Genomic DNA, 990 nt, shown 5'->3' with positions numbered 1-990 from the left:
TTGCGACCGATATTACTGATCGTGTACAAGCGGTAAATGGCATTACAGTTGGCTTGAAAGAGCTTGCGGGTAAAAATCTAGAATATAGAATTACAGATATTTTCTCCCATGATTTCGAAAGCGTTCGTCAGGATTTCAATTCATCACTTGAACAATTGGAATCGACAATGGCTGCGATTTCATCGAATATCCAGAGTGTCAGAAGCAGTTCCGGTGAAATTGCCCAGGCATCCGACGATCTTGCACGCCGCACGGAGCAGCAGGCCGCAAGCCTCGAGGAGACCGCGGCTGCATTGAATGAAATTACAACGACTGTGGCGAAGACGGCTGAAAGCGCCTCTGAGGCTCGCGACATTGTTGATATGGCAAAGTCCGACGCAGAACATTCTGCCGTCGTAGTCGCGGAGACCGTGAGTGCGATGGCGGGTATCGAGAACTCATCCAATCAGATCAGCAACATCATCGGCGTCATCGACGAGATCGCGTTTCAGACCAATCTCCTTGCCCTGAATGCCGGGGTAGAGGCCGCACGCGCCGGTGATGCAGGGCGCGGGTTTGCCGTCGTGGCCACTGAGGTTCGCGCCCTGGCGCAACGCTCGGCCGACGCGGCGAAAGAGATAAAGACGCTAATTTCCGCTTCGACTCAACAAGTTGGTACTGGCGTGGCACTGGTCGGCAAGACCGGGAAGGCCCTGCAAGGGATTGCCGAACAGGTTGCCAGGCTGAATGGCATGATCGGCGACATCACAGGATCTACGCGGGAACAGTCGTCCGGACTTAGTCAGGTGAACACAGCGGTCAGCCAGATGGATCAGGTCACGCAACAGAATGCAGCGATGGTTGAGGAAACAACGGCGGCAAGTCACAGCCTGGCGCGCGAGGCCCAGGAGCTGGCCAGGCTTGTCGGTCAGTTCCGCATCGGCAAGGCCTCTCGTGTGCAGCAAGCAGTGAGGCCGGAAATGAACAGGAGGCCGGCGAGATCGTACGCTC

General features: G+C 55.9%; 1 protein-coding gene. It reads left to right on the top strand.

All coding sequences use genetic code 11. The annotated features are described in order from the left end of the window. A partial coding sequence (locus RT91_RS19725) for a methyl-accepting chemotaxis protein (RefSeq protein ID WP_051788419.1) occupies window positions 1-990 on the top strand: 990 nt, incomplete at both ends.

Source organism: Acidiphilium sp. JA12-A1, assembly GCF_000724705.2.
Classification (GTDB): Bacteria; Pseudomonadota; Alphaproteobacteria; order Acetobacterales; family Acetobacteraceae; genus Acidiphilium; species Acidiphilium multivorum.
The sequence above is the reverse complement of the archived record's forward strand: the minus strand, read 5'-3'. Positions and strand labels throughout refer to the sequence as shown.